Genomic DNA, 17,685 nt, shown 5'->3' with positions numbered 1-17,685 from the left:
CTCGGAGCTGTTCTTCCCTCTGTGTGACGACGTGAACGCTATTGGTCAGCAGTGACAGCCGGGACATGTATCAGCCAGTGATACGGGCGACCGGACGCCGGAGGCGGTCTGCGAGAATTGCGGTGTGATCTCTCGAATCGATCTGCGCGGCAACGCCCTCCCTGAGGGTGGAGCCCTGCGCGACCTGCTGCCCCGTGCCGAGTTCGACGTGGAAGCCGCCCTGGAGACGGTGCGGCCCATCTGCGAGGACGTACGCCATCGTGGCTCGGCGGCAGTGATCGAGTGGGGGGAGAAATTCGACGGCGTACGGATCGACTCGATCCGCGTTCCGGCCGCGGCGATCGCCGAGGCTCTGGAGCGGCTCGACCCCGCCGTACGGGCCGCCCTCGAGGAGTCGATCCGCCGCGCCCGCCTCGTCCACCGCGAGCAGCGCCGCACCACGCACACCACTCAGGTCGTCCCCGGCGGCACGGTCACCGAGAAGTGGGTGCCCGTCGAGCGCGTCGGTCTGTACGTGCCGGGCGGGCGCTCCGTCTACCCGTCCTCCGTCGTCATGAACGTCGTACCGGCCCAGGAGGCGGGGGTCGAGGGCGTCGCCGTGGCATCCCCGCCGCAGAAGGACTTCGACGGTCTGCCGCACCCGACGATCCTCGCCGCCTGCGCCCTGCTCGGCGTCGACGAGGTGTACGCGGCCGGCGGTGCCCAGGCCATCGCGATGTTCGCGTACGGAACGGCCGAATGTCTTCCGGTGAACCTCGTCACCGGCCCCGGCAACATCTATGTCGCCGCCGCCAAGCGCCTCCTCAAGGGCCGCATCGGCATCGACGCCGAGGCCGGACCCACCGAGATCGCGATCCTCGCCGACTCCACCGCCGACCCGGTGCACGTCGCCGCCGACCTGATCAGCCAGGCCGAACACGACCCGATGGCCGCCGCCGTCCTCGTCACCGACTCCGAGGAACTGGCCGCAGCCACCGAGGCCGAGCTGAAGCCGCAGGTCGCCGCGACGAAGCACATCACCGACCGGATCGAGCCCGCACTGGCCGGCCGCCAGTCCGCGATCGTCCTGGTCAACGACCTGGAGGACGGCCTCAAGGTCGTCGACGCGTACGCCGCCGAGCACCTGGAGATCCAGACCGCCGACGCCGCCGCGCTCGCCGGCCGGGTCCGCAACGCCGGGGCGATCTTCGTCGGCCCGTGGGCCCCGGTCTCGCTCGGCGACTACTGCGCCGGCTCCAACCACGTCCTGCCGACCGGCGGCTGCGCCTGCCACTCCTCGGGCCTGTCCGTGCAGTCCTTCCTGCGCGGCATCCACATCGTCGACTACACGCGCGACGCGCTCGCCGAGGTCACGCACCATGTCGTGACCCTCGCCGAGGCGGAGGACCTCCCCGCCCACGGCGCCGCGCTCAAGGCCAGGTTCGGCTGGAAGGTTCCGCAGCAGTGACGCACAGCAACACCACCCGCAACGCCTGGGACGAGCTCCCGATCCGCGACGAACTGCGCGGCAAGTCCCCGTACGGGGCGCCGCAGCTCGACGTACCCGTGCGGCTGAACACCAACGAGAACCCGTACCCGCTGCCCGAGGCGCTCGTCGACCGGATCGCCGAGCGCGTCCGCGAGGCCGCCCGCAACCTCAACCGCTACCCCGACCGGGATGCCGTCGAGCTCCGTACGGAGCTGGCCCGCTATCTCAGCCGCACCGCCGGGCACGAGGTCGGCCTCGCCAACGTCTGGGCGGCCAACGGCTCCAACGAAGTGCTCCAGCAATTGCTGCAGACCTTCGGCGGTCCGGGGCGCACCGCGATCGGCTTCGAGCCCTCGTACTCCATGCACGCCCTCATCGCCCGCTCCACCGGCACCGGCTGGATCTCCGGACCGCGCAACGAGGACTTCACCATCGACATCGAGGCCGCCCGGAAGACCATCGCCGAGCACCGGCCCGACGTCGTCTTCATCACCTCGCCCAACAACCCCACCGGCACCGCCGTCGACGCCGAGACCGTACTCGCGCTGTACGAGGCGGCCCAGGCGGCCAAGCCGTCGATGGTCGTCGTCGACGAGGCGTACGGCGAGTTCAGCCACCATGCCTCGCTGCTCCCGCTGATCGAGGGCCGGCCGAACATGGTGCTCTCGCGCACCATGTCGAAGGCGTTCGGCGCCGCCGGACTGCGCCTCGGCTACCTCGCCGCCGACCCGGCCGTCGTCGACGCGGTCCAGCTGGTGCGACTGCCGTACCACCTGTCCTCCGTCACCCAGGCCACCGCGCTCGCCGCCCTGGAGCACACGGATACGCTGCTCGGATACGTCGCGCAGCTCAAGAGCGAGCGCGACCGGATCGTCACCCGGCTGCGCGCTCTCGGCTACGACGTCACCGACTCGGACGCCAACTTCGTCCAGTTCGGCCGCTTCGCCGACAGCCACACCGCCTGGCAGCAGATCCTCGACCGGGGCGTCCTGGTCCGGGACAACGGCGTACCGGGATGGCTGCGGGTCTCCGCGGGCACCCCGGCAGAGAACGACGCGTTCCTCGATGCGGTACGCGAACTCAAGAAGGAGCACGACGCATGACTCGCGCGGCCCGCGTAGGAAGAGTCGAACGCACCACCAAGGAAACCTCGGTACTCGTCGAGATCAACCTCGACGGCACCGGCAAGGTCGAGGTGTCGACCGGGGTCGGCTTCTACGACCACATGCTCGACCAGCTCGGCCGGCACGGACTCTTCGACCTCACGGTCAAGACCGACGGCGACCTGCACATCGACTCGCACCACACCATCGAGGACACCGCCCTCGCCCTGGGTGCCGCGTTCAAGCAGGCCCTCGGTGACAAGGTCGGCATCTACCGTTTCGGCAACTGCACCGTCCCGCTGGACGAGTCGCTGGCCCAGGTCACCGTCGACCTGTCCGGACGCCCGTACCTCGTGCACACCGAGCCCGAGAACATGGCGCCCATGATCGGCGAGTACGACACGACGATGACCCGGCACATACTGGAGTCCTTCGTCGCCCAGGCGCAGATCGCCCTGCACGTCCACGTGCCGTACGGGCGCAATGCCCACCACATCGTGGAGTGCCAGTTCAAGGCGCTCGCCCGGGCCCTGCGCTACGCCAGTGAGCACGATCCGCGCGCTGCCGGAATTCTTCCCTCCACGAAGGGCGCGCTGTGACCGGCCTCAACACCATCCTGATCCTGGTCGGCCTGTTCCTGGCCGGCGGGGTCTACTCCTTCTCGAAGCAGAAGATGCCCAAGGGAGTCATAGTTCTGCTCGGGCTCGCATCCGTGATGTGCCTGGTCGCAGGCGTCATGCGGATCCAGGGACTCTGGGACTGAGGTACGACTTGTGAGCGACGAGAAGAAGCTTGTGAGCGACAAGCAGAAGAGCGGCAAGAAGAAGGTCGTCGTCTTCGACTACGGCTTCGGCAATGTCCGGTCCGCCGAGCGGGCCCTCGCCCATGTCGGCGCGGATGTCGAGATCACCCGCGACTACGAGAAGGCGATGAACGCCGACGGGCTGCTGGTGCCCGGCGTCGGTGCGTTCTCCGCCTGCATGGAGGGGCTGAAGAAGGCCCGCGGTGAATGGATCATCGGCCGCAGGCTCTCCGGCGGCCGCCCCGTCATGGGCATCTGCGTCGGTATGCAGATCCTCTTCGAGCGCGGCATCGAGCACGGTGTGGAGACGGAGGGGCTGGACGAATGGCCCGGCACCGTCGCCCCGCTGAAGGCCCCGATCGTCCCGCACATGGGCTGGAACACCGTGCGGTCCCCCGAGGACTCCCAGCTCTTCGCAGGTCTCGACCCCGAGGCCCGGTTCTACTTCGTGCACTCCTACGCCGTGCACGACTGGAGCCTGGAGGTCACCAACGCCAAGATCCGCGCGCCCCGGGTCACCTGGGCCACCCATGGCGAGCCGTTCGTCGCGGCCGTGGAGAACGGCGCCCTGTGGGCCACCCAGTTCCACCCCGAGAAGTCCGGCGATGCCGGCGCCCAGCTGCTGACCAACTGGATTGAGACGCTGTAATGCCGAAGCTTGAACTCCTCCCTGCCGTCGACGTCCGCGACGGCCAGGCCGTCCGCCTCGTCCACGGCGAGTCCGGCTCCGAGACCTCCTACGGTGACCCTCTGCAGGCCGCCCTCGCCTGGCAGCAGGCGGGCGCCGAATGGCTGCATCTGGTCGACCTGGACGCCGCGTTCGGCACCGGTGACAACCGGGCGCAGATCGCCGAGGTCGCCCGCTCCATGGACATCAAGGTCGAGCTCTCCGGCGGCATCCGCGACGACGCCTCGCTCGCCGCGGCCCTCGCCACCGGCTGCACCCGGGTCAACCTCGGCACCGCCGCCCTGGAGACCCCTCAGTGGGTCGCCAAGGTCATCGCCGAACACGGTGACAAGATCGCCGTCGGCCTCGACGTCCGAGGCACGACACTGCGCGGCCGCGGCTGGACCCGCGACGGCGGCGACCTCTACGAGACGCTCGCCCGTCTCGACTCCGAGGGCTGCGCCCGCTACGTCGTCACCGACATCGCCAAGGACGGTACGCTCCAGGGCCCCAACCTGGAGCTCCTGAAGAACGTCTGCGCCGCCACGGACAAGCCCGTCGTCGCCTCCGGCGGTGTCTCCTCGCTGGACGACCTGCGGGCCATTTCCTCGCTCGTCCCGGACGGCGTCGAGGGCGCGATCGTCGGCAAGGCACTGTACGCGAAGGCGTTCACCCTCGAAGAAGCACTGCAGGTGGTCTCCGGATGACCGACTCCGTCAACCGCATCTCCTCAGGAGCCCCCTGGGAGGACAAGTTCGGCTACTCCCGCGCGGTCGAGCTGCCGAACGGCCTCGTCCTGGTAGCCGGTTGCACGTCGGTGGAGAACGGGCAGATCTCCGCGGGCGGCCCGTACGAGCAGACCGTCACCTCCTTCAAGGTCGCCTTCGACGCCCTGAAGCAGCTCGGTCTGGGCCGCGAGGACGTCGTCCGCACCCGGATGTACATCACGCACGCCCGGGACGTGGACGAGGTCGGCCGCGCCCACAAGGAGCTCTTCGACGACGTCCGCCCCGCCGCGTCGATGATCATCGTGTCCGGTTTCGTGGACCCGAGCCTGGTCGTCGAGGTCGAGGTCGAGGCATACCGGGCAGGTGCGCGATGACCCTCGCGGTACGCGTCATTCCGTGCCTGGACGTCGACAACGGCCGGGTCGTCAAGGGCGTCAACTTCCAGAATCTGCGCGACGCGGGCGACCCGGTCGAGATGGCGAAGCTGTACGACGCCGAGGGTGCCGACGAGCTGACCTTCCTGGACATCACCGCGTCCAGCGGCGACCGGGAGACCACCTACGACGTGGTGCGCCGCACCGCCGAGCAGGTCTTCATCCCGCTCACGGTCGGCGGCGGCGTCCGCACCGCCGACGATGTCGACAAGCTGCTGCGGGCCGGTGCGGACAAGGTCGGCGTCAACACCGCGGCCATCGCCCGCCCGGATCTCATCCGGGAGATCGCCGAGCGCTTCGGCCGCCAGGTCCTGGTGCTCTCCGTGGACGCCCGGCGCACGCCCGCGGGCACCTTCGAGGTCACCACGCACGGCGGCCGCAAGGGCACCGGCATGGACGCCGTCGAATGGGCGCACCGGGCCGCCGAGCTGGGCGCGGGCGAGATCCTGCTCAACTCGATGGACGCGGACGGCACCAAGGACGGCTACGACACCGAGATGATCGCGGCGGTACGGGAGCACGTGACCGTCCCCGTCATCGCTTCCGGCGGCGCGGGCCGGCTCGCGGACTTCGCGCCGGCCATTGCGGCGGGCGCGGACGCGGTGCTCGCCGCGTCCGTCTTCCACTTCGGCGACCTGCGGATCTCCGAGGTCAAGGGCGCGCTCAGGGAGGCCGGACACCCGGTCCGCTGACCGCGGCACTCATCGATCGCCGGACGAGCCGATTCTTGGCTCGTCCGGCGATCGGCGTTCTGAGGACCGTCCCGTCTCCGTCGCGGCAGCGGGAGTGCTTCGATATTCCGCAACTTTTATTGCGCAACAAAGATTGCGCAAGTTTTCTTTCCTGTCTACGGTGGGGGCATGGCAAGCAATGAATCGCGCCGGATCTCGGATCTGGAGACCCTGAAGGCGTTCGGGCACCCGCTGCGGATGAAGCTCTACCGGGCGCTCTACATCACCCGTAAGGCCACCGCCTCCCAGCTCGCCGAGCAGGTCGACGAGCAGGTCTCGCTGGTCAGTTACCACCTGCGCAAGCTCGCCGACCACGGTCTGATCGAGGAGGCCGAGCAGCAGGGCAAGGACGGCCGCGAGCGCTGGTGGCAGCCCGCCTCGAAGGGGTTGAGCTTTCACGAAGAGGACTTCAGCGACGCGCCCGAGAAGGTCGCTACGCATGCCGCTGTCGGCCGGCTCTCGTTCGACCAGCACGTCGAGCTGTACCGCCGCTACATCGACTCGGCCCAGAGCTGGCCGCCGGAGTGGCGCAGCGCCTCCTCCGGCTCCGAGTACCTGGCCCGGCTCACCGCCGAGGAGCTCACCGCGCTCAGCCGCGAGGTGCACGAGCTGATCGACCGGTACGAGGAGCTCGGCCGTGCCCGCGACGAGGCGGGCGACACGGAGGGGCGCGAGAACGTCGCCATGCACCTGTACGGATTCCCGTTCCGCATCTGAACCGGCGCCCCGAGAGGACGACCCTCATGACCGTCACGGCCACGAAAGCTCCCGAACGCCCCGCCCACCGCGACGGCAACGTCCTGCGCTGGCTCGGCGCCTACGCCGCGTCGATGATCGGCGACAGCGTCTACTACATGGCGCTCGCCTGGGCCGCCGCCCGCACCGGCAGCGCCTCCCAGACCGGACTCGTCCTCGCCGTCGGCTCCATACCCAGGGCCCTGCTGATGCTCGGCGGGGGAGTGCTCGCCGACCGGATCGGTCCGCGCCGCGTCGTCATCGGCAGCGACACCGCCCGCTGCCTGGTCGTGCTGGGCCTGGCGGGCACGCTGCTGCTCACCTCGCCCGCCGTGTGGATGCTGATCGTCGTCGCGCTCGTCTTCGGCGTGGTCGACGCCCTCTTCCTGCCCGCTGTCGGCGCCCTGCCGCCCCGGATCACCGCCGCCGGACAGCTGGCCCGCGTCCAGGGGCTGCGCGGACTCGCCTCCCGCGCCGCCAATGTCGTCGGCGCCCCGCTCGGTGGCGTCGCGGTGGCCGTCGGCGGCCCGAGGCTCGCGTTCGCCGCGGCCGGGGTGCTCTTCGCCGTATCGCTGCCGCTGCTCCTGTCCCTGCGGATCAGACCGTTAGCCGCCCAGGAGACCGCCGAACCCTCCGGCACCGCCTGGCACGATCTGACCGACGGGCTGCGTCATATCCGCCGTCACCCGGTGCTCGGACCGCTGATGCTCACCGTCGCCCTCAGCGAACTGGGCTTCGCGGGGCCGCTCAACCTCGGACTGATCCTGCTCGTCCGTGAGCGCGGCTGGGGGGCGTCCGGCATGGGCTGGATCGTTGCCGCGTTCGGCATCGGCGCCGGCGCGTCGGCCCTGCTGCTCGCCGTGCGCGGCCGGGTTCCACGGGCCGGGCTCGTGATGTGCCTGACCGTGCTGATCGGCGCAGTCGCCATAGCGGCCCTGGCCCACGTCCCCTCGGTGGGCCTCGCCATCGCCGTCGCCGTCTGCATCGGGCTCTTCGCCGGACTCGGCGGCTCCCTGTGCGGCGCCCTGACCCAGACCGTCACCGACCCCGCCTATCTGGGCCGGGTCACCTCGGTCTCGACGTTCTTCACCCATGCGATCGCACCGCTCAGCTACCCGGTCACGGGAGCCGCCGTCGCCACCTGGGGAACAGGCCCGGTCTTCGTCACCAGTGCTGCGGTGTGCGCGGCGGGGGCGACGGCCGGTCTGGCCTTCACCCGGCTGCGCCGCGCGGAACTCCCGCGCTGACGCCGCCCCCGCTGCCGGTCGGTCCTACATCCCCAGCTCTGCCGTGTGCAGCCGGGCCACCGCCTCCTTGTCGCCATCGAGGTCCACCGTCGCCGCGTCCTGCCGGCCGAACACGAAGAGCAACAGGTCGCCCGGCTCGCCGGTGACCGTCACCACCGGGGTGCCCTTGTGCGCCACCGCCGTCTGGCCGTCCGGGCGGCGCAGCACCAGCCCCACCGGGGATTTGCGGCCCAGCAGCCGGGCCGTCTTCTCGGCGCGCGACCACAGCACATCGGCGAAGACCGGGTCCAGCTCCCGCCGGGACCAGTCCGGCTGGGCCCGGCGCACGTCCTCGGCGTGGACGTAGAACTCGACGGTGTTGGCGGCCTCGTCGATCTGCTTCAGACCGAACGGGGACATCCTCGGCGGTCCGGTACGGATCAGCTGGATCAGCTCCTCGTACGGCTTCGCCGCGTACTCCGCCTGCACCCGTTCGAGGCGGTTCTTCAGAACGCCCAGCACCACCCCGCCCGCCGCGTCCGGCCGGCGCTCGCGGACCACCACATGGGCGGCCAGGTCCCGGGTCGTCCAGCCGTGGCACAGGGTCGGGGCTTCCGGTCCCGCCGCCTCCAACAGGTCGGCGAGCAGAAGTCGTTCGCGCTTCGCATGGGTCGACATGTTCGCCAGCGTACGACCGCCGCAGGCGGTCCGCCCAGTGGACGCCGCACAGAACCGACCCCGCGGCCACGGCACAATGGGCGCATGACCAGCGCGCCCACGCCCAGCACTCCGCCGCCGTCCGGCAACCTCGACCCGGCCATCGCCGCCCGCCTCAAGCGCGGTGCCGACGGCCTCGTCCCGGCCATCGCCCAGCAGTACGACACCGGTGAGGTGCTGATGCTCGGCTGGATGGACGACGAGGCCCTGCACCGCACCCTCACCACCGGCCGCTGCACCTACTGGTCCCGCAGCCGTCAGGAGTACTGGGTCAAGGGCGACACCTCGGGCCACATCCAGCAGGTCAAGTCCGTCGCCCTCGACTGCGACGCCGACACCGTCCTCGTCAAGGTCGACCAGACGGGTGCCGCCTGCCACACCGGCGACCGCACCTGCTTCGACGCAGACGTCCTCCCGCTCGCTCAGTAGGGTCAGCCGTCATGGATCTCGATACCTTCCGCAAGCTGGCCGTCGACCGGCGCGTCATCCCTGTCAGCCGCCGGCTCCTCGCGGACGGCGACACCCCGGTCGGGCTCTACCGCAAACTCGCGGGCGAGCGCACCGGCACCTTCCTCCTCGAATCCGCGGAGAACGGCCGCACCTGGTCGCGCTACTCCTTCATCGGGGTACGCAGCGCCGCCACCCTCACCGCACGCGACGGACAGGCCCACTGGCTGGGCACCCCGCCCGTCGGTGTCCCCGGCGACGGCGACCCGCTGGAGGCCCTGCGCGCCACCATCGAGACCCTGCACACCCCGCACGACCTGGTCGTCGACGACGGGCTGCCCCCGTTCACCGGCGGCATGGTCGGCTACCTGGGTTACGACATCGTGCGCCGCCTGGAGAAGATCGGCGACAGCGTCGAGGACGACCTCCACGTTCCCGAGCTGACCATGCTGCTCACCTCGGACCTGGCGGTACTCGACCACTGGGACGGCAGCGTCCTCCTGATCGCCAACGCGATCAACCACAACGACCTCGCGACCGGCGTCGACGAGGCGTACGCGGACGCCGTCGCCCGTCTCGACGCCATGGAGCAGGACCTCTCGCGCCCCGTCGAGAACGCCCCCGCCGCCCTTCCGCCGTCCGAGCTCCCCCCGTACACCGCGCTGTGGGGCGGCAAGGCGTACCAGGACGCCGTCGAGGACGTGAAGGAGCGCATCAGGGCCGGCGAGGCCTTCCAGGTCGTCCCCTCCCAGCGCTTCGAAACCCCGTGCACGGCAAGCGCGTTGGACGTCTACCGGGTGCTGCGCGCCACCAACCCGTCGCCGTACATGTACCTCTTCCGCTTCGACGGCTTCGACGTCGCGGGCTCCAGCCCGGAAGCCCTCGTCAAGGTCGAGGACGGACGCGCCATGGTCCACCCGATCGCCGGTACCAGGCACCGCGGCGCCACCCCGCAGGAGGACCAGGCGCTCGCCGACGAACTCCTCGCCGACCCGAAGGAACGCGCCGAGCATCTGATGCTCGTCGACCTCGGCCGCAACGACCTGGGGCGGGTCTGCGAACCCGGCAGCGTCGAGGTCGTCGACTTCATGTCGATCGAGCGGTACTCGCACGTGATGCACATCGTCTCCACCGTCACCGGCCGCGTCGCCGAGGGCCGCACCGCCTTCGACGTCCTCACCGCGTGCTTCCCCGCGGGCACCCTCTCCGGCGCTCCCAAGCCCCGCGCGATGCAGATCATCGAGGAGCTCGAACCGACCCGCCGCGGACTGTACGGAGGCTGCGTCGGCTACCTCGACTTCGCCGGGGACTCCGACACCGCCATCGCGATCCGGACCGCCCTGCTCCGCGACGGCACCGCGTATGTCCAGGCCGGAGCAGGTGTCGTCGCCGACTCCGACCCGGTCGCCGAGGACACCGAGTGCCGCAACAAGGCCGCCGCGGTGCTCCGCGCGGTGCATACGGCCAACCGGCTCCACGGAGCATGAGGCGGTAAGGGATAGTGGAGTACGTGAGTGCTGTCTCCGTACCCCAGCCCCGTGCCCGAGCCGCCACCGCGTCCGACGTCGCGGGAAGCCGCCGCAGCCTGGCCGCCGGCCTGCTCCTCGGGGCGGCCGGCGCCACCGTCGTCCTGCTCGCCTCCGGCCAGACGTGGGCCGAGGGCCGGGCGGCCGTCGGTGGCGGCTCCCTGCCGCTGACCGCCGACGGCCAGGACGTCACCGGTCTTCCGGCGGCCCTCGCCATAGTCGGCCTGGCCGCCCTCGTCGCCGTCTTCGCCGTCCGCAGCGGCGCGCGGCTGATCGTCGCCGGGCTCCTCGCCCTCAGCGGCCTCGGTGCCGGACTGAGCGCCTACCTCGGCGCCTCCGACAGCTCGGCGCTCGACGAGAAGGCCGCGCAGACCACCGGCGACGCCTCGGCGACCATCGAGGCCCTCAGCCACACCGCGTGGCCCTACGTCACCGCAGCCGGCGGCCTGCTGATCCTGCTCGCCGGGCTGCTCGCCCTGCGCTACGGCAAGCTCTGGCCCACCATGTCGGGACGGTACGAACGGGACGGCACCCCCCGCCCCCGCAAGGCCGCCCGCACCGCCCCGGACCCGGACCGGCCCGAGGACCTGTGGAAGGCCCTGGACCGCGGCGAGGACCCGACGCGCGAGGCATGACCCCCAGCTCACGGCGTACCCGCACGTACGGGACAATGAAGCTGAGCTTTCTGCACAGCGGCACCGACAGCGGCACCAGCTTTGCGTACAGCGATACCAACAGCGCATCACCAACAAGGAGCAACTCATGGCGGGCAGCAGCCACGGACACACCCCGGCCGCCTGGACCGGTGTCATCATCTCCTTCATCGGCTTCTGCGTCGCAGGCGTCTTCATGGTCGCGGCCAACCCGATCGGCTTCTGGGCCGGTATCGCCGTCATCTTCCTCGGCGGGATCGTCGGCCTCGCGATGAAGGCCGCGGGCCTCGGCATGCCGAAGGAGTCGGCGGAGATGGCCCAGGCCAGGGCTCGTGCCGCGCAGGCCCAGATCTCCTGACGCACGCACCACCGTACGAATGCGAGGCGCAGCCCGGCCCGGGCTGCGCCTTTCCGCATCAGCGGGGACAATCACCGGGTGGACGCATCGCCTACTCCAGCCGCCGCACCGTCGGCGCCGGGCTCCCGGCCCGCCCCCTGCCACCCGCCGATGTCCGGACATCCGCTGATGTCCGACCAGCAGCCGTCCCCGCCGGTCCTCCCTCCGGCCCCCGTCCCCGTCTCGCGTGTCCGGCGGCTCGCCACCCCGGCAGGAGTCATGGCCGCCGTCATCGGGGCGTTCGGCTACGTCGGTGCCGTCGACCCCAATCAGCCGGGCCACTACCCGGTCTGCCCACTGCTCCGGTTCACCGGCCTGTACTGCCCGGGCTGCGGTGGGCTGCGCAGTGCGCACGCCGTCGCGCACGGCGACATCGCCGCTGCCCTCGGCTCCAATGCGCTCGCCGTCGTCGGCTATGGGATCTTCGCCGTCCTCTGGGTGGTCTGGATGGCCCGCGCCTGGCGGGGCAGGCCCATGAGCATCGCCGCGAAGCCCGTCGTCTGGTGGGGGATCGGGGCCGTGCTGCTGATCTTCTCGGTCGTCCGGAATCTGCCGTTCGGATCGGTGCTGGCGCCCTGAATGCCCAGGTAGTGGGACATTCGGCGACTGGATTCGGGCCCTTCGGCCTCCTGCGGATAGCATTGACATGGCTGATCCTGTTCCCTCATCACCGTCCCGGAAGGGGGCCGCTCGCGTGAGTGTGCTCGACGAGATCATCGATGGCGTACGCGCCGACCTCGCAGAGCGGCAGGCGCGTGTCAGCCTCGACGAGCTGAAGGAACGCGCGGCGCGCGCTCCTGCGGCCAAGGACGGAGTCGCCGCCCTGCGCGGCGAAGGTGTGACCGTCATCTGCGAGGTCAAGCGCTCAAGCCCCTCCAAGGGGGCACTTGCCGCAATCGCCGACCCGGCCGCGCTCGCCGCGGACTACGAGGCGGGCGGCGCGTCCGTCATCTCGGTCCTCACCGAGGAGCGCCGCTTCGGCGGTTCCCTCGCCGACCTGGAGGCCGTCCGCGCCAAGGTCGACATCCCGGTCCTGCGCAAGGACTTCATCGTCACCTCGTACCAGCTCTGGGAGGCCCGCGCCTACGGCGCCGACCTCGCTCTGCTGATCGTCGCCGCCCTCGACCAGGAGGCCCTGGTCTCCCTGATCGAGCGCGCCGAGTCCATCGGCCTGACGCCGCTGGTCGAGGCGCACGACGAGGAGGAGGCGGAACGAGCCGTGGACGCCGGAGCGAAGATCATCGGTGTCAACGCGCGCAACCTGAAGGACCTCAAGGTCGACCGCTCCACCTTCGAGCGCGTCGCCCCCGAGATCCCGGACCACATCGTCAAGGTCGCCGAGTCCGGCGTCCGCGGCCCGCACGACCTGATCGCGTACGCCAACGCGGGCGCCGACGCGGTGCTCGTGGGCGAATCCCTGGTCACCGGCCGCGACCCGCGGGCCGCCGTCGCCGACCTGGTCGCCGCCGGCGCCCACCCGGCGCTCCGGCACGGACGGAGCTGACCGCAACCGTGTCCGCCGACCGTTCCGCGCCCCGTATCCGGCCGGGCCTGCGCCCCGCCGGAATGACGGCCCGGATCCCGCACGCGGCGCTGGCGCGCGGCTGCCGCCCCCGCGGCTGCCGCGCCCCCGCCCGGCGCGTGCACGGCCGGCGTGTGCGGTATGTGATCGGCGACGAGCCCGGCCAGGTCAACGGCATGCGATGGCGCACGGGGTCCGCGCTGTAGCGAGCCCCGGCCGACGTACCGCACCACTCCTGTCGTACGCACGACCGCACCGCCCGACCGCTCCCGGTCACGGCGGCGCTCCGCTCACGGCGCATACGGTGAACCCACCCATTGCAATGTCGAGGAGCACGTCGGATGTCATCTGACTTCTTCATCCCGGACCCGGAGGGTCTGATCCCCAGCGCCGAGGGGTACTTCGGTGCGTTCGGCGGCAAGTTCATCCCGGAGGCGCTCGTCGCCGCCGTGGACGAGGTCGCCGTCGAGTACGACAAGGCGAAGGCCGACCCGGCCTTCGCCGCCGAGCTCAACGAGCTCATGATCAACTACACCGGCCGCCCCAGCGCGCTGACCGAGGTCCCGCGCTTCGCCGAGCACGCGGGCGGCGCCCGGATCTTCCTCAAGCGCGAGGACCTGAACCACACCGGCTCGCACAAGATCAACAACGTGCTGGGGCAGGCGCTGCTCACCAAGCGCATGGGCAAGACCCGGGTCATCGCCGAGACCGGCGCCGGCCAGCACGGCGTCGCCACCGCGACCGCCTGCGCGCTCTTCGGCCTCGAATGCACCATTTACATGGGTGAGATCGACACCGAGCGGCAGGCGCTGAACGTGGCGCGGATGCGGATGCTCGGCGCCGAGGTCATCGCGGTGAGGTCGGGCTCCAGGACCCTGAAGGACGCCATCAACGAGGCGTTCCGCGACTGGGTCGCCAATGTGGACCACACGCACTACCTCTTCGGCACCGTCGCCGGACCGCACCCCTTCCCCGTCATGGTCCGCGACTTCCACCGTGTCATCGGCGTCGAGGCCCGCCGCCAGATCCTGGAGCGGACCGGCCGACTGCCGGACGCCGCCATCGCCTGTGTCGGCGGCGGCTCCAACGCCATCGGGCTCTTCCACGCCTTCATCCCGGACGCGCACGTCCGGCTGATCGGCTGCGAGCCCGCCGGACACGGTGTGGAGACCGGCGAGCACGCGGCGACCCTGACCGCGGGCGAGCCCGGCATCCTGCACGGCTCGCGCAGTTACGTCCTCCAGGACGACGAGGGCCAGATCACCGAGCCGTACTCCATCTCGGCCGGCCTCGACTACCCGGGCATCGGCCCGGAGCACGCGTACCTCAAGGACATCGGCCGCGGCGAGTACCGCGCGGTCACCGACGACGCCGCCATGCAGTCGCTGCGCCTCCTCTCCCGTACCGAAGGGATCATTCCGGCCATCGAGAGCGCCCACGCGCTGGCCGGAGCCCTGGAGGTCGGGAAGGAGCTCGGCAAGGACGGACTGCTCGTGGTCAATCTGTCCGGCCGCGGCGACAAGGACATGGACACGGCAGCCCGCTACTTCGGGCTGTACGACGCGACCGACGGGGTCGTCGAGGCCGACGTGGCCGACGGGGAAGAGGAGGTCACCAAGTGAGCGGCAATGTGGAGTTGTTGAGTTCGTCCCTCGCACAGGCGAAGGCGGAGAACAGGGCCGCGCTCATTGCGTACCTCCCGGCCGGCTTCCCGACCGTCGACGGCGCGATCGCCGCCGTGAAGGCGGTCGTGGCGGGCGGTGCGGACATCGTCGAGGTGGGGCTGCCGCACAGCGACCCGGTGCTCGACGGCCCGGTCATCCAGACCGCCGACGACATCGCCCTGCGCGGCGGTGTGAAGATCGCCGACGTGATGCGTACGGTCCGCGAGGCGTACGAGGCGACCGGTGTCCCGATCCTCGTCATGACGTACTGGAACCCGATCGACCGGTACGGCGTCGAGCGCTTCACGGCCGAGCTCGCCGAGGCGGGCGGCGCCGGGTGCATCCTGCCCGACCTGCCGGTCCAGGAGTCCGAACTGTGGCGCGAACACGCTGACAAGCACGGTCTCGCGACCGTCTTCGTCGTCGCGCCGAGCAGCAAGGACGAGCGTCTCGCCACCATCACCGCGGTCGGCTCCGGCTTCGTGTACGCGGCCTCGCTGATGGGTGTCACGGGCACCCGCGAGTCCGTCGGCGAGCAGGCCCAGGACCTGGTCGCGCGCACCCGCGCCACCACGTCCCTCCCGGTCTGCGTCGGACTCGGCGTCTCCAACGCCCGACAGGCCGCCGAGGTCGCGGGCTTCGCCGACGGGGTGATCGTCGGCTCGGCCTTCGTCAAGGGCATGCTCGACGCCCCCGACGAGGAGGCGGGCCTGGCCGCGGTCCGCTCCCTGGCGGGCGAACTCGCCGAAGGCGTTCGAAAGCGCTGAATCGGGTGTAATCCGAATGGGTGGACCTGGACCCGGGGAGGCACGCACGTGCCTCCCCGGGTCGTTGCTGCGGGTGTGAGCGAGAAGAACGAACAGGGAAAAAGGGCCGCGCGAGACCGGCTCGTCCAGCAGCGGGAGCGTCAGAAGGCGCGCGAGCGCCGCAGGCGCATGCTGATCGTCGGCGGTGGCCTGGTGGGTGTGCTGGCGCTGGCCGCCGTCGTCGGCGTGATCGCCGCGAACACAGGCGACAACGGCAGCAAGAGCAAGACGGCGGGCCCCGCCGTCGCGCCGTCCGGTGCGACCGGCAAGGACGGCCTGGCCATCCAGGTCGGCGCGGACAACGCCCCGTCCACGCTCACCATCTGGGAAGACTTCCGCTGCCCGGTCTGCGCCCAGTTCGAGAACGCGTTCCGGGACACCATCCACCAGCTGGAGAGCACCGGACAGATCAAGGTCGAGTACCACCTCGCCACGATCATCGACGGCAATCTCGGCGGCAGCGGCTCGCTGCGGGCGGCCAACGCCGCGGCCTGCGCGCAGAACGCCGGCAAGTTCTCCGCCTACCACGACATCCTCTACCGCAACCAGCCGCCGGAGGCCCAGGACGGCTTCGGCAACAACGACAAGCTGATCGAGCTCTCCGGGAAGGTCCCGGGGCTCGACACCGCCACCTTCCGCAGCTGTGTGGAGGACGGCAAGCACGACAGCTGGGTCGAGAAGTCCAATACGGCGTTCCTGAAGGGCGGATTCCAGGGCACGCCGACCGCGCTGCTCAACGGCAAGTCGATCTTCCCGAAGAAGGGGAACGAACCGATCACCGCGGCCAACCTGAAGAAGTGGGTCGCCGAGGCCAACAAGGGCAAGAAGCCGGGCAAGGTCACCCCGGCACCATCGGGCTCCTGAGCGGTGTCCGACAGGGAGAACAGATGACTGCCCGTTACCCAGACGTTGTCGGGTGGGTTGCCGTACGCCCCACCCGGCAAGGTAGCGTCGACCCTGCCATGGACCTTGCCTACATTCCCAGCCCGTCGACCGGCGTGATCGAGCTCGGCCCGATCCCGCTCCGCGGCTACGCGTTCTGCATCATCATCGGTGTCTTCGTCGCCGTCTGGTTCGGCAACAAGCGCTGGATCGCCCGGGGCGGCAGATCCGGCACCGTTGCCGACATCGCCGTCTGGGCCGTGCCCTTCGGCCTTGTCGGCGGCCGGCTCTACCACGTCATCACCGACTATCAGCTGTACTTCAGCGACGGTGAGAACTGGGTCGACGCCTTCAAGATCTGGCAGGGCGGCCTCGGCATCTGGGGTGCGATCGCGCTCGGCGCCGTCGGTGCCTGGATCGGCTGCCGCCGCCGCGGGATCCCACTGCCCGCCTGGGCCGACGCGCTCGCCCCCGGTATCGCCTTCGCCCAGGCGATCGGCCGCTGGGGCAACTGGTTCAACCAGGAGCTGTACGGCAAGCAGACCGACGTGCCGTGGGCGCTGAAGATCAGCGAGGGCCCCAACCGGGTCGCCGGTACGTACCACCCGACGTTCCTGTATGAGTCGCTGTGGTGCATCGGCGTCGCCCTGCTGGTGATCTGGGCGGACCGCCGCTTCAAGCTCGGACACGGGCGGGCGTTCGCGCTGTACGTCGCGGCGTACTGCGCGGGGCGGGGCTGGATCGAGTACATGCGGGTCGACGAGGCCCACCACATCCTGGGCCTGCGCCTGAATGTGTGGACCGCGTTGATCGTGTTCGTGCTGGCGGTGACGTACATCGTGATCTCGGCGAAGGTACGGCCGGGGCGCGAGGAGATCGTGGAACCGAACGCGGTGGATGCCGAAGGCGGCGAGGGCGCGGAGGGCGGTGACGTCGCGGGTGACGCGGACGGTGCCGCCTCGCCCGATGCGGACGCGGACGGTGGCGCCGGGCACGCCGAGGACATTGCCGCGGAGGCGCCGGAGAAGAACGGCACCGCGGAGGCGGCGAAGAACGGCTGAGCCGTGTGCGCTTGCAGGTGGGGCCCCGAACCGTCCGGGTGGGGGCCCCCACGCATTTAGCCGGCCGGCGGCCGGGTGGGTGTCCTCGCTAAACACCACCACCGCAAGGGCCTGGG

The 17,685-nt window shown here is 70.6% G+C and carries 22 protein-coding genes; 21 read left to right on the top strand and 1 reads right to left on the bottom strand.

Annotated elements, in window-relative coordinates; genetic code table 11:
- Positions 1-124: 124 nt before the first annotated feature.
- The 10 genes from hisD (at position 125) to ACFVYE_RS01580 (ending at position 7,915) form a co-directional block, all read left to right on the top strand.
- Positions 125-1,447, top strand: a complete 1,323-nt coding sequence (gene hisD / locus ACFVYE_RS01625; RefSeq protein WP_383968630.1) for a histidinol dehydrogenase — start codon at positions 125-127, stop codon at positions 1,445-1,447.
- The gene (locus ACFVYE_RS01620) at positions 1,444-2,571 is read left to right on the top strand and encodes a histidinol-phosphate transaminase (protein WP_383968627.1); all 1,128 of its coding nucleotides are present in this window, start codon (positions 1,444-1,446) and stop codon (positions 2,569-2,571) included. Before hisD ends, ACFVYE_RS01620 begins: the two co-directional genes overlap by 4 nt.
- Complete coding sequence (gene hisB / locus ACFVYE_RS01615) at positions 2,568-3,170, top strand: imidazoleglycerol-phosphate dehydratase HisB (protein ID WP_093894918.1); 603 nt, start codon at positions 2,568-2,570, stop codon at positions 3,168-3,170. The genes ACFVYE_RS01620 and hisB overlap by 4 nt, the downstream gene beginning before the upstream one ends.
- A complete protein-coding gene (locus tag ACFVYE_RS01610) occupies positions 3,167-3,334 on the top strand; it encodes a hypothetical protein (RefSeq protein ID WP_176740053.1) in 168 nt (55 codons plus the stop codon). The genes hisB and ACFVYE_RS01610 overlap by 4 nt, the downstream gene beginning before the upstream one ends.
- A 31-nt stretch (positions 3,335-3,365) precedes the next feature.
- Positions 3,366-4,022, top strand: coding sequence for an imidazole glycerol phosphate synthase subunit HisH (gene hisH / locus ACFVYE_RS01605; protein WP_383968695.1), 657 nt, complete (start codon positions 3,366-3,368; stop codon positions 4,020-4,022).
- A complete protein-coding gene (priA, locus tag ACFVYE_RS01600; protein WP_093894916.1) occupies positions 4,022-4,747 on the top strand; it encodes a bifunctional 1-(5-phosphoribosyl)-5-((5-phosphoribosylamino)methylideneamino)imidazole-4-carboxamide isomerase/phosphoribosylanthranilate isomerase PriA in 726 nt (241 codons plus the stop codon). Before hisH ends, priA begins: the two co-directional genes overlap by 1 nt.
- On the top strand, positions 4,744-5,142 hold the full coding sequence (locus ACFVYE_RS01595) for a RidA family protein (protein ID WP_093894915.1): 399 nt from the start codon (positions 4,744-4,746) through the stop codon (positions 5,140-5,142). The genes priA and ACFVYE_RS01595 overlap by 4 nt, the downstream gene beginning before the upstream one ends.
- A complete protein-coding gene (gene hisF / locus ACFVYE_RS01590; RefSeq protein ID WP_383968619.1) occupies positions 5,139-5,894 on the top strand; it encodes an imidazole glycerol phosphate synthase subunit HisF in 756 nt (251 codons plus the stop codon). Before ACFVYE_RS01595 ends, hisF begins: the two co-directional genes overlap by 4 nt.
- Before the next feature lie 168 nt (positions 5,895-6,062).
- Positions 6,063-6,650: an ArsR/SmtB family transcription factor gene (locus tag ACFVYE_RS01585; protein ID WP_383976483.1), complete on the top strand. Its 588-nt coding sequence runs from the start codon at positions 6,063-6,065 to the stop codon at positions 6,648-6,650.
- 26 nt (positions 6,651-6,676) lie between these two features.
- Positions 6,677-7,915: an MFS transporter gene (locus tag ACFVYE_RS01580; RefSeq protein WP_389603555.1), complete on the top strand. Its 1,239-nt coding sequence runs from the start codon at positions 6,677-6,679 to the stop codon at positions 7,913-7,915.
- 24 nt (positions 7,916-7,939) lie between these two features.
- Here ACFVYE_RS01580 and ACFVYE_RS01575 read toward each other — a convergent pair whose 3' ends face one another.
- Positions 7,940-8,572, bottom strand: coding sequence for a TIGR03085 family metal-binding protein (locus ACFVYE_RS01575; protein ID WP_383976479.1), 633 nt, complete (start codon positions 8,570-8,572; stop codon positions 7,940-7,942).
- Between the two features lie 84 nt (positions 8,573-8,656).
- On the opposite strand from ACFVYE_RS01575, the gene hisI reads away from it, so the two are divergent.
- The 11 genes from hisI (at position 8,657) to lgt (ending at position 17,569) form a co-directional block, all read left to right on the top strand.
- Entirely contained in the window at positions 8,657-9,040 is a 384-nt protein-coding gene (gene hisI, locus ACFVYE_RS01570) for a phosphoribosyl-AMP cyclohydrolase (RefSeq protein WP_093894911.1), read from the top strand.
- 11 nt (positions 9,041-9,051) lie between these two features.
- Positions 9,052-10,545 (top strand): anthranilate synthase component I, encoded by a 1,494-nt coding sequence (locus ACFVYE_RS01565; RefSeq protein ID WP_383976476.1) that lies wholly within the window; start codon positions 9,052-9,054, stop codon positions 10,543-10,545.
- Between the two features lie 14 nt (positions 10,546-10,559).
- Complete coding sequence (locus ACFVYE_RS01560; RefSeq protein WP_383976474.1) at positions 10,560-11,219, top strand: TIGR02234 family membrane protein; 660 nt, start codon at positions 10,560-10,562, stop codon at positions 11,217-11,219.
- A 127-nt stretch (positions 11,220-11,346) separates the two neighbouring features.
- Positions 11,347-11,595: an HGxxPAAW family protein gene (locus ACFVYE_RS01555; RefSeq protein WP_383976472.1), complete on the top strand. Its 249-nt coding sequence runs from the start codon at positions 11,347-11,349 to the stop codon at positions 11,593-11,595.
- A 78-nt stretch (positions 11,596-11,673) separates the two neighbouring features.
- Positions 11,674-12,213 carry a DUF2752 domain-containing protein gene (locus tag ACFVYE_RS01550; protein WP_389603551.1) on the top strand — a complete coding sequence of 180 codons (540 nt, stop codon included), beginning with the start codon at positions 11,674-11,676 and terminating at the stop codon, positions 12,211-12,213.
- A 115-nt stretch (positions 12,214-12,328) separates the two neighbouring features.
- Positions 12,329-13,138 carry an indole-3-glycerol phosphate synthase TrpC gene (gene trpC / locus ACFVYE_RS01545; RefSeq protein WP_383976469.1) on the top strand — a complete coding sequence of 270 codons (810 nt, stop codon included), beginning with the start codon at positions 12,329-12,331 and terminating at the stop codon, positions 13,136-13,138.
- Positions 13,139-13,200: 62 nt separating this feature from the next.
- A complete protein-coding gene (gene trpM, locus ACFVYE_RS01540; RefSeq protein WP_383976485.1) occupies positions 13,201-13,362 on the top strand; it encodes a tryptophan biosynthesis modulator TrpM in 162 nt (53 codons plus the stop codon).
- Between the two features lie 135 nt (positions 13,363-13,497).
- Positions 13,498-14,778 carry a tryptophan synthase subunit beta gene (gene trpB, locus ACFVYE_RS01535; RefSeq protein ID WP_383976467.1) on the top strand — a complete coding sequence of 427 codons (1,281 nt, stop codon included), beginning with the start codon at positions 13,498-13,500 and terminating at the stop codon, positions 14,776-14,778.
- Entirely contained in the window at positions 14,775-15,587 is an 813-nt protein-coding gene (gene trpA, locus ACFVYE_RS01530; protein WP_093895626.1) for a tryptophan synthase subunit alpha, read from the top strand. The genes trpB and trpA overlap by 4 nt, the downstream gene beginning before the upstream one ends.
- Positions 15,588-15,662: 75 nt before the next feature.
- Positions 15,663-16,490: a DsbA family protein gene (locus ACFVYE_RS01525; RefSeq protein WP_383976465.1), complete on the top strand. Its 828-nt coding sequence runs from the start codon at positions 15,663-15,665 to the stop codon at positions 16,488-16,490.
- A 98-nt stretch (positions 16,491-16,588) separates the two neighbouring features.
- Positions 16,589-17,569, top strand: coding sequence for a prolipoprotein diacylglyceryl transferase (gene lgt, locus ACFVYE_RS01520; protein WP_383976463.1), 981 nt, complete (start codon positions 16,589-16,591; stop codon positions 17,567-17,569).
- The last annotated feature ends 116 nt before the right edge of the window (positions 17,570-17,685 follow it).

Origin of the sequence: Streptomyces sp. NPDC058239 (assembly GCF_042882185.1) — a bacterium.
Classification (GTDB): domain Bacteria; phylum Actinomycetota; class Actinomycetes; order Streptomycetales; family Streptomycetaceae; genus Streptomyces.
The sequence above is the reverse complement of the archived record's forward strand: the minus strand, read 5'-3'. Positions and strand labels throughout refer to the sequence as shown.

Coding starts and splice junctions, on each gene's coding strand:
- hisB (WP_093894918.1), top strand. CDS start 2,568: ATGACTCGCGCGGCCCGCGTAGGAAGAGTCGAACGCACCACCAAGGAA.
- priA (WP_093894916.1), top strand. CDS start 4,022: ATGCCGAAGCTTGAACTCCTCCCTGCCGTCGACGTCCGCGACGGCCAG.
- ACFVYE_RS01595 (WP_093894915.1), top strand. CDS start 4,744: ATGACCGACTCCGTCAACCGCATCTCCTCAGGAGCCCCCTGGGAGGAC.
- hisF (WP_383968619.1), top strand. CDS start 5,139: ATGACCCTCGCGGTACGCGTCATTCCGTGCCTGGACGTCGACAACGGC.
- ACFVYE_RS01585 (WP_383976483.1), top strand. CDS start 6,063: ATGGCAAGCAATGAATCGCGCCGGATCTCGGATCTGGAGACCCTGAAG.
- ACFVYE_RS01580 (WP_389603555.1), top strand. CDS start 6,677: ATGACCGTCACGGCCACGAAAGCTCCCGAACGCCCCGCCCACCGCGAC.
- ACFVYE_RS01575 (WP_383976479.1), bottom strand. CDS start 8,572: ATGTCGACCCATGCGAAGCGCGAACGACTTCTGCTCGCCGACCTGTTG.
- hisI (WP_093894911.1), top strand. CDS start 8,657: ATGACCAGCGCGCCCACGCCCAGCACTCCGCCGCCGTCCGGCAACCTC.
- ACFVYE_RS01565 (WP_383976476.1), top strand. CDS start 9,052: ATGGATCTCGATACCTTCCGCAAGCTGGCCGTCGACCGGCGCGTCATC.
- ACFVYE_RS01555 (WP_383976472.1), top strand. CDS start 11,347: ATGGCGGGCAGCAGCCACGGACACACCCCGGCCGCCTGGACCGGTGTC.
- trpM (WP_383976485.1), top strand. CDS start 13,201: ATGACGGCCCGGATCCCGCACGCGGCGCTGGCGCGCGGCTGCCGCCCC.
- trpB (WP_383976467.1), top strand. CDS start 13,498: ATGTCATCTGACTTCTTCATCCCGGACCCGGAGGGTCTGATCCCCAGC.
- lgt (WP_383976463.1), top strand. CDS start 16,589: ATGGACCTTGCCTACATTCCCAGCCCGTCGACCGGCGTGATCGAGCTC.